3 protein-coding genes are annotated in these 10107 nt (G+C 64.7%); all 3 read right to left on the reverse strand.

The features are described from left to right. Positions 1-142: 142 nt before the first annotated feature. The 3 genes from KHZ24_06195 to KHZ24_06205 all read right to left on the reverse strand — a co-directional run bounded on the left by KHZ24_06195 (position 143) and on the right by KHZ24_06205 (position 7948). Positions 143-4792 carry a 2-hydroxyacyl-CoA dehydratase gene (locus KHZ24_06195; GenBank protein MBS5450789.1) on the reverse strand — a complete coding sequence of 1550 codons (4650 nt, stop codon included), beginning with the start codon at positions 4790-4792 and terminating at the stop codon, positions 143-145. A gap of 53 nt (positions 4793-4845) precedes the next feature. Next, positions 4846-5538, reverse strand: a complete 693-nt coding sequence (locus tag KHZ24_06200) for a TetR/AcrR family transcriptional regulator (GenBank protein ID MBS5450790.1) — start codon at positions 5536-5538, stop codon at positions 4846-4848. A gap of 166 nt (positions 5539-5704) precedes the next feature. Next, the gene (locus KHZ24_06205; protein ID MBS5450791.1) at positions 5705-7948 is read right to left on the reverse strand and encodes a hypothetical protein; all 2244 of its coding nucleotides are present in this window, start codon (positions 7946-7948) and stop codon (positions 5705-5707) included. Between the last annotated feature and the right edge of the window lie 2159 nt (positions 7949-10107).

The raw sequence follows: 10107 nt of genomic DNA on the forward strand, positions 1-10107 counted from the left end.
AGTCTATCGGCCGTCCAGGGCCCGGGAGCGCGTTCCCGAGTCCGACGACACCCCACGCCATACGGGCGCACGTACGAGAATGCAAAGCGGCCCCGATCGGCATCCACGCCGGTCGGGGCCGCCCTGTGTCTGCTCCGGCTCGCTACGCCGTGGCGCCGATGGCGGTGCGCTGGCTCGCCGCGTCCTCCGCGCGCAGGCGCTCGATGTTCACGCCGTTGAGCGCCGCCCACTCGGGGTGCTCGCGGGCGAAGTTCTCTTTGGCGACGCTGATCATCAGCTTGATGCGGTTGAGCTGGTTAACCTCAGAGGCACCCGGGTCGTAGTCCACGGCCACGATGTTGCTGCCTGGGTGCTGGCGACGCAGTTCCTTGATCGTCGCCTTGCCCACGACGTGGTTCGGCAGGCACGCGAACGGCTGAGCGCACACGATGTTGGGTGCGCCGGCCTCGATGAGCTCGACCATCTCAGCCGTGAGCAACCAGCCCTCACCCATGTTGTTGCACAGCGACAGGATGGTGCTCGCTTTCTCGGCCAGCTCGAAGATCGGCGTCGACGGCGTGAAGCGCTTCGATTTCGCGAACAGCCGGTCGATGGGCGCGCGCATCCAGTCGATGAGCTTGATGCCCGCGTCGTGGCCGAGCACCTTGGACAGCGGGGCGCCGAGTTCCTCGCGCTGTAGGTGCTTGCCTGCAAAGCCGAACTGGAAGAAGTCGACGAGCCCCGGGACGACGGCCTCGCAGCCTTCGTTCTCGATGACATTGACGACCTGGTTGTTCGCCGTCGGGTGGAACTTAACGAGGATTTCGCCCACGACGCCGACGCGCGGCTTGGAGCGGTCGTTTTTGAGCGGCAGCTCGTCAAACTCGCGCACGCACTGCTTTGCCAGTCTCGTCATGGAGCCACGCGTGAAGCTCGGCGCCTCGACGCGCGCCTTCGCCATCCACTTCTCGAACAGCGCGTTAGCTGAGCCCGGCTTGGCCTCATAGGGGCGCGTGCGATAGAGCATCTGCATGATGGCATCGCCGAAAATCAGGGCATAGAACGCGCTCAGCAGCGTCTTCGGCGCGATGTTGAAGCCGGAGTTGCTCTCGTCGAGCTTGGCGACGGCCAGGCTGATGACGGGGATCTCGGGGTGCCCGGCGTCGCGCAGCGCCTTGCGGATGAGCGCGATGTAGTTCGTCGCACGGCAACCGCCACCCGTCTGCGTGATGATGACGGCCGTCTTGGACAGGTCGTACTTGCCTGACTCAACCGCCTCCATGATCTGACCGGTCACGAGAATGGACGGGTAGCAGATGTCGTTGTTGACGTACTTGAGGCCCGCCTCAACGGCGCCGTGGTCAACGCTCGGCAGCAGCACGAGGTTGTAACCGGCCGCGCGCAGCACCGGCGCCACGAGGTCAAAGTGGATGGGCGCCATCTGCGGGCAGAGGATCGTATAGCCGGCGTCGAACATCTCCTTGGTGAACTCCACCTTGGGGAACGCCGCCGACACGGACGCACGGCGCACGGGCACGACAGCCGTCGCGGGATCCTTCCCCGCCGCCTCGGCCTCCGCACGCGCCTGACGCTCGAGCTCAGCCCGCTTATCCTTGAGCGCCGCGATAAGCGAGCGGATGCGGATGCGCGCCGCTCCGAGGTTCGACACCTCGTCGATCTTAAGCACCGTGTAAATCTTGCCGCTCGCCTCGAGAATCTCCTGCACCTGGTCCGTCGTCAGCGCGTCCAGGCCGCAGCCGAACGAGTTGAGCTGGATGAGGTCGAGGTCGTTGCGCGTCGTGACGTAGCGCGCCGCCGCGTAGAGTCGCGAGTGGTACATCCACTGGTCGACAACGCGGATGGGGCGCTCGGGACGCATGAGGTGGCTCACGCTGTCCTCGGTGAGCACCGCAAAGCCGAACGAGTTCACGAGCTCAGGAATGGCGTGATTGATCTCGCGGTCGTTGTGGTACGGACGGCCCGCCAGCACGATGCCGTGAGCGTGGTTCTGCTCGATCCACGCCAAGGCCTCTTCACCGGCACGCTGCATATCGGCCCGGAACGCCTCGGACTCGGCCCAGGCGGCGTCGACAGCGGCGTCAATCTCGGCCTGCGTCAGGCGCGGACCCGTGAAGCGGCCAATACCCTTCGCCGCATCGGCAAAGCGATCACGGTCGAGCAGCTCAAACATACGGCGCTTGAGCTCCTTGGCGTCGTGGTAGGGCACGAACGGGTTCATGAACTCGATGTGCTTTTGCGCGAGCTCGTCGATGTTGAGCTTGAGCGCCGTCGGGTAGCTCATGACGATAGGACAGTTGTAGGCGTTGCCAGCCGACGGGTCCTCCTTGCGCTCCCAGCGCACGCTCGGCATCCAGATGAAGTCGACGTCGCGCTCGATGAGGTCCATGACGTGGCCGTGGCTCAGCTTCGCCGGGTAGCACACGCTCTCGGAGGGCATAGACTCGATACCGGCCTCGTACGTCTTCTTCGTCGAAGGGGCCGACAGCTCCACACGGAAGCCGAGCTTCGTGAAGAGCGTGAACCAGAACGGGTAGTCCTCGTACATGTTGAGCGCGCGCGGGATGCCCACCGTGCCGCGCGTCGCCTTGTCGGCAGCCAGCGGCTCGTAGCCAAACAAACGCTCGTTCTTGTACTTGAACAGGTTGGGAGCCTCGGTGGCGCCGGCCTTGCGCTTGCCCGCGCCGCGCTCGCAGCGGTTGCCCGTCACGAAGCGCCGCCCGCCGCCGAAGTCGCTGATCGTGAGCAGGCAGTTGTTCGAGCAGATGCCGCAGCGCGCGCTGTGCTGCTTGACCTGCAGGTTGTCGATCTCCTCGCGCGAGAGCACCGTCGAGGTCCCCTCGGCGCCCGCCCTGTCGCGCGCGAGCAGGGCCGCGCCGTAGCAGCCCATGCAGCCGGCGATGTCCGGACGGTAGGCATGCTTGCCCGTGAGGTTCTCGAATGCACGCAGCACGGCGTCGTTCAGGAACGTGCCGCCTTGGACGATGACCTTGTCGCCGATCTCCTTGGGGTCGCGGATCTTGATGACCTTGAACAGGGCGTTCTTCATGACGGAGTAGCTCAGACCGGCCGAGATGTCGCCGACGGTCGCGCCCTCCTTCTGCGCCTGCTTCACGCGCGAGTTCATGAACACCGTGCAGCGGCTGCCCAGGTCGACGGGATGCTTCGCCGTGAGCGCTGCCCCGGCGAACTCCTGTACCGTCATGCCCATGGAGTCTGCGAAGCTCGAGATGAACGAGCCGCAGCCCGACGAGCAAGCCTCGTTGAGCATGATGTGCTCGATGACGCCGTCCTTGACGCGCAGGCACTTCATGTCCTGGCCGCCGACGTCGAGAATGAACTCCACGCCCGGCAGTACCTCGTTGGCGCTGCGCAGGTGAGCGACGGTCTCGATCTCGCCGGAGTCGGCGTGCAGAGCCTCGATGAGCAGGCCCTCGCCGTAACCCGTGCACGTGACGTGGCCGATGGTGCAGCCCTCGGGAATGGCGTGGTAGAAGTCGTCCATGAGGGAGCGGGCACAGCCGAGCACGTCGCCGCGGTTATTGCCGTACCACGTGCGCAGCAGCTCGCCGTCCTCGCCGATGACGGCGCCCTTCATCGTCGTGGAGCCGGCGTCGATGCCGATGAACACGCGGCCGCGGTAATGGGCCAGGTCGCCGCGAGGCACGACCTGCGCGTCGTGGCGCTCGTCGAACTCGGCGCGGTCGGCCGGCGTCGGGAACAGCGGAGCAAGGCGCTGCACCTCGGAGCCCTGGATGTCACCCAGGTTCTCGAGCTCGTCGATGACCTGCGCGAACGTCACCTGCTTGCCGCTGACCGACGCCATGGCGGCGCCGCTCGCCACGAAGAGGTGGGCGTTCGTGGGGCAGATCATGTGCTCGTCGTCGAGCTCGAGCGTGATGCGGAAGCGCTTGCGCAGCTCGGAGAGGTACTGCAGCGGGCCACCGAGGAAGGCGACGTAGCCGCGGATGGGACGGCCGCACGCCAGGCCGGAGATCGTCTGCGTCACGACGGACTGGAAGATGGAAGCCGCAACGTCAGCGGGTTGGGCGCCCTCGTTGAGCAGCGGCTGGACGTCGGTCTTGGCGAACACGCCGCAGCGGCTCGCGATGGGGTAGATCGTCGTCGCCTTGCGCGCGAGGTCGTTGAGGCCGGAGGCGTCCGTGTGCAGCAGGCTCGCCATCTGGTCGATGAACGCGCCCGTGCCGCCGGCGCACGTACCGTTCATGCGCTGCTCGATGCCGTTGTCGAAGTAGATGATCTTCGCGTCCTCGCCGCCGAGCTCGATGGCGACGTCCGTCTGCGGCGCGAACTTCTTGACGGCCGTCTTGGAGGCGATGACCTCCTGGACGAACTCCAGGCCGAGCCACGTCGAGAGCAGCAGGCCGCCCGAACCCGTGATGGCCACCGTGAGGGGCGCGTCGCCGAACACGCGCTGCGCCTCGCGGAACAGCGCCTTGGCCGTCGCACGTACGTCGGTGTGGTGGCGCTGGTAACTGGCGTAGACGAGCGCGTCGTCGTCATCGAGCACGGCGAGCTTCACCGTCGTCGAGCCCACGTCGATGCCCAGGCGCAGGTGCTTGCCGCTCCAGTCGAGCCCCACGCCAGGCGTCACCTCGACGGACGTGCGCGCCTGGGCCTGCGCCTCGGCGTCGCTTTCGCTCTGGGCCTGATCGCGCATGCTGGCAAGCTCCGGGTCGGTCGCGCAGGCAGACGCACCGCTCGTGCCGCAGCCAGCGCCCACCACGGCGTCGGCGAAGGCATCGAGAATGCTCGCGCGCTCGGCGTCACCCATGGCGCCGCCCGCCACGACCTTGGCGCGTGCCTGCTTATCGTTGGACTCAGCGCTCATCGCTTGCTCTCCCTCTCGCCTGCGCCGCTCAGACGCATCCCCATCAACAGCTGGCCATACATCGGCAGATCGACGTCCATGGAGCGCCCATACAAATCGCCGGGGCGCACAAACGCCAGCACAGTCATCATGCGCGCCATGACGTCGACGCCCTCCCGCATGCCGCCCTCGAGCCAGCGTTGCACGACGCCGACCTCGGCCGATACGACAAACGTTAGGTAGTAGTCGAAGAACGGGCCGAGCGCCCGCGCGTCCAGGCCGTCAAGCGCGCGATCCGTCACCGTTTCCCGCGCGATGTCCTTTATCTTCTCGACAAGCGCGGGGTCGCCGCCCGGACCGAGCATGGCACCCATGTAGTCACCGTTGTCGCGCACAAACTCCAGCAGCTCAACGGAGCCCGGACACGGGCCCAGGCGGGACAGGCTGTCACGCAGATCGTCCAAGTTTGCCTGCGCGATGCGAAATATGTGGTCGGCCAAACCTTCCAACAGCTCCGCCTCGCTGCGCTCAACGAGATCAGCTATGTCGCGATAGTGCGAGTAAAACGTGCGCCGCGTCACATCAGCGCGCTCAGCGATGGCCGTCACAGCGACGCGATCCAGGCCGCCGCACGCCCGGATCTCCGCAGCAAGCGCGTCGCGCAGCGCACGCCTCGTGCGGGCCGTGCGACGGTCTTCGCGTGGCGCCATCCCATGCTGCGCGCGAGCGCCCGAGACAGCGCACACCGTGTTGTTCTGTATCACCAACCGTTCCCTTCGCCCGATATGTCGAACCTGATGTCGGCGATATGTTACCCGCTTCGACCCACATTTCTATACACAATGAGAAGTTTTGCTCGCAGCGCGCAATAACCGCTCATGCCCACGGCACCAGCGCGTCCGAAGGCTCCACCGCAGCAACCTCATCCTTGTCATGCGAAGCAAAGACCTCGCGACCGTTCTTCCCGACGATCCGCCGATAGGCGCTGTTTAGCTCTTCCGACGGCTCGATGCCCTGCTCGCCCCGCAGATGCTCTGCCAGCCTCAGGTACTCGTCCGCAGCCGCTCCTCGACACGACAGCGCCTCAAGCGCCCGCATCGTCGCCAGGCCAACATCCTCCCGATAAGGATCGGCACGCTTGCCCGCCCGAGCAAACCACAGAGCCAGCTGGGCGTTGCCCGCCTTGTACGCGACGCCGGACGCGTACGCCATGCAGTCGACGTACAGTTGCGCGAGTGCACTGGATCGCAGGCGCCCCTCCTCTCCGAGGCAGTCCACCGTAAGGTCAAGTCCCGCACCGTAGAGCTCCTCGATATGCGAACACGCCTCAAGAGCGTCATGGGCAGGCATCGCGTCACGCCGCGCGAGCACGCTGCGCGCCGCCCGCTCAAATGCGAGCACGTCCACATCGATGAGCTCAAGGTTCAGGCGCACGGCATCTCCGACAGTCAAGATGAAGGCAGGACCGCCGTGCTTTTGGCCCAACGCGCCGCGCAGCGTCGTAAGAGCAGCATAGAGGCCCTGTCGCGACGTCTCGTATCCCATGCCTGGCCACAGCATGCGCGCGATGCGCTCGCGCGTCAGTGCCCGCTCGGGAAAGAGCGCCAGGTGCGCAAGCAGCCAGCGCGCCTTCTGGCGCCCCCACTCCTCGTCTCCGATGCAATGGCCGTTGCGCATCACGCGCATGCCGCCAAAGAGCCTCACGACAAGCGGGGCGCCGTCCCCATGCGACGCGAACGACACGCCCGCACCGCCCACCGTCGCCGTCTCGGCAACGGCGGGGCTGCCCGTGGCGAGCCCCCGGGAAAGCCCGGCTGGCAGAAGGCTCGCAATGGCCTCGCGCTTCGCACCGGCGCAGCGGGCGGCAAGCCACGCCAGCCTCATGACGTGCGGTCGCGATGTCCGTGCTATGCCCTCAAAGATATCCCGCGCTTCCTGCGCGTCCCCGCAGATCGCCTCCAGCACGGCATGCTCCACCATAAGAGGCGCAGACACGCGCGGTCGCAGCGCATTCTCGAGCAGCGTCACCGTGAGAAGGCGCGCGTCCTGATCGCGCGGAGAATCTTCGGCGAGCCCGGCAAGCGTCCCCAGAAGGTCGCAAAGCTCCCGCATACGTCGAGCCTCTAGGCGGCGGGCAAGCTGGCGTGCGAGAGAGACGAACGCCTGCGCCTGGCCGCATCTTCCCTGCACCAGACAGCACAGCGCGAGGCAGATGGCGCTGCCCATCTGGCCCAGCGCGCTCCCACGCGTCCCGAACATCGCCAAGCACCGCTCGAGAGCGCCCCACGCCTGCCCTTCCCTCCCGTCTGCGACAAGGGCGATCGCCTCCACCAACAGCGCAAGGGGAATGAAAGCCGCGGCGGATCGCTGCTCCATGCGAGCTCGCGCGCCAGAGAGGGCCTCACGTGCGTCTCCGGCATTGGAAGCGCCCTGTCCAAGCAGAGCCTCAGGGCGCTCCGCCAAGATCTGCGCAAGTGCGCGATCCGCCGTGAGAATGTCGTCGCTTATGCCGCCTGGCCCCGCCCCTTCACGCGCGCCGCAGACATGAGGTGTCAGCACGACGATGGCATCTCCGAACTCTCCCAACAACATGTCGCAGAGTGCTATGTGGTGGAGAAGCGCCCGCTCAGCGAGTCCGCCGAGCGCGTGCGCGCCCTCCAGGATGGCACCGCGCACCCGCAGGCGCGACGGCATGTCCCCGTGCACGGCACCGCGGGCCAGGAGCTCGCACGAGTCCTCTAACGCCAGAGCCTTCCTTCTGGCGCGGCCCATCTCGCCGCGTCCACGCGAGGGACGGGCCCCTCCCGCACCCTCCCCGCCTCCAACGCGATCCCACACGCGCCGCACCATTCTGCAAACGTCAAAGTCATCTAGGATGCAATCTTCCTCGGCCTTCGCTTCCCCACCAGTACGACAAGCCCGAGGCAAAAGGCGGTCTCCTCCGAAGATAGCCACGCGCGCCTTGTCAAGACGCTCCAGCTTGGAAGAGGCGACGGCCCCGCCTTCGTCTCGGCGCACGACGGATCGCAGACCTCGCGCCATCAGCTCCCCCAGGCCCAGATCCGCAAAGACGAGCGGGTAATCGGCCATCACCGCAACAAGCTCCGTCGCAGGAAGCATGCGAGCTATTTCACCGGCACGTTCCGAACGGCCTGTCTCGAGCAGGCGGCGAACCACGCGCGCTGCCAAACCCCGGCCTTCCTCTACTATGCGATAAAAAAGTCCCTGTGCACCTCTCATCTTCACAGCAACGCAGCGAAATGTTGACCCGGCTGCAGAAATGCCGAGATGTGGATACGCATCCGCTAGACGTAGGACAGCGCGCTCACCGCTCTCCCCGCAAACGCTCTCTATATCCTCGAGCGTCCCCGAGCCAAACAACACGAGCGCGTCACGCACCGAACGCTCTTCCCGAGGCAAAGCATCGGAAAGGCATTGCATGAGAATGCGCGATGCGCGCGTCTGAAAGACCTCGGTATCCTCAAGCGCCTCATCCCCTCGGACGAGACGGGCAGCATCGAGAAGCAAGGGCACGCCGTGCGCGGTCTGCAGCGAAGAGCCACTCCGGTGCAGACAGAGATCGTGGACCCAGAGATCGTATTCACCTTCAGAAACGAGGAGGTCACGCGCTGGGATACATATCGCATCAGGGAATGCCGCCATGAACGAGCGCGCGTTGCCCGAGGCTGTGCATGCGCACCGCACACCATGCTCCATCCACCAGCGCAACGCCTCATACAAAGCAGGACAACCGCACCCAGCTTCGAGCAGAGGAACGTCATCCATTAAAAGCAGAGAGTCAGACAAAGCGATTTGCTCGCCAGCACTTTCGCCGGTCTGGGAAATACGTTCCAAGCCAATCAGGTGCGCCATGTGAATAAACAGATACAGCGTAGTTGCGTCGTCGGGGCGGATAACACGAGGAAGAGCACCCCAAGCGTCAGGCAATTGCTCAAACAAGCGAACCGTAGAAAGGACACGCCGCCCCCTGGAACCTCCCGCCCAGCGAGAGGCATCGTATGACCTGCATGCACGCCGCAGCGCCTCAAGCACTGGATGATTAGCCCGGCGGGCCTCACGATATGTCAGTGCGAACTTCTGGAATGCCCCGTGAGAAAGCTCGAGAACGGGACAAGACGGCTTCGAAGAATGCTCCGAGTGCCAAAATGCCCCAAAGTCAGCAAGAAGAGAGCTTTTACCGTATCCATACGGCCCCGAAAGCAGCACCATGCCCTGGCGAGTTACCGCTTCGCTCATTTGCATTAAGAGAGACGTACGTTCTACGTGGCTATGCCCAAGCGCACGCCTATTTTTTGAAGCGACATCCATTTCGCTACCCCCTTGGTCAGAATGTGTCACCGATGCGCAAAAGGCTGGCCCCCTGCCAGCCCGCGACACATGTCGGGAGCATAGGAACGCCGCGGTGTGTCTGTCGATATGAGGCAAGAGAAGGCTCTCAGTATTGAGAGAGCACGCCAAACTGGATAAATTCTCTCGCGAGCGCTACAGAAACCACGACAAAGCTCGGCCGACCGCGCACAAGACACAGGTGACCTGCGACACCTCGGGAAAGACCGAAAATGGGTGAGGGACGATTCAAGGCTCATTACTGAGAACAAAAGTGCATGCCACAGGGAGCCTGTCCCACAAGTTGCTCACAAATGACACATAGGCGACAGGAAAAGGGAGCTACGTTGCAACGAAAAACACACGGCACCGCGCATGATGGCGAGAAACGGCAGACAAAAGCGACGCGGTACAACATCGCACACGGCAGCCAAAGAGCGGCATATGGCTTACCAGAGCCCAGAATAGGCCACAAATTCCAGCACCCATCCGAGAACGATTAGCGAGAAAGCCGGTGGAGGGAAAGATTGCCTTCCACTGGTGGGCATGCGAGAGCAAAAGAAAGCTAGTGCAGAAGGTCAGTTGATGTGGTGTCCCAAATACCTCTCGCCAAAATACATGCCACAGCAGAATGGATAAGGCGCCCGTTTGGGGCGCAACGAGGAGAAACGCCCCCCCCGACGGATCAGGAGAAGCGTCAAGCACCGTCACCATGTACGTTCCGAGTAGAAAGCTGCCTAGATAGGAACGACAGGCGCCCAAATCGCGAAAGAGAAAGTGAGAAAAAGCAATACGGGGCGACGCACGGCGGGCCCCAGGCCCCAGCCCCCCGAAAACGCGAGAGGGGCCCCTCGCGGGGCCCCTCCTGTGCGTCTCTGCTCTGCCGGCGCGCCAAGCGCCTCGCGCGAGCCGGCGGCGCCCTACCCTCCCGC

Source organism: Coriobacteriia bacterium (assembly GCA_018368455.1).
Lineage (GTDB): Bacteria > Actinomycetota > Coriobacteriia > Coriobacteriales > UMGS124 > JAGZEG01.